Genomic DNA, 215 nt, shown 5'->3' with positions numbered 1-215 from the left:
TGGCGTGACGCAGGAGGATAGGGTGAGCGGCCTACTGGATGGCCGTCCAAGCAGCAAGTGTGGTGTGTAGGCAAATCCGCACACCGTCAAGCACAAGCTGTGATGGCGAGGGAAATTTTAGTACCGAAGTCCCTGATTTCACACTGCCAAGAAAAGCGTCTAGCGAGGAACAAGGTGCCCGTACCGCAAACCGACACAGGTAGGCGAGGAGAGAA

General features: G+C 55.8%; 1 rRNA gene. It reads left to right on the top strand.

The window, feature by feature from the left end:
• Positions 1–215 (top strand): 23S ribosomal RNA (locus tag C3B52_RS36075); the annotation flags it as partial.

Source organism: Brevibacillus reuszeri, from assembly GCF_002897295.1.
Taxonomy (GTDB): domain Bacteria; phylum Bacillota; class Bacilli; order Brevibacillales; family Brevibacillaceae; genus Brevibacillus; species Brevibacillus reuszeri_A.
Note: the sequence above shows the minus strand (reverse complement) of the source record. Positions and strands in the feature narration are given on the sequence as shown.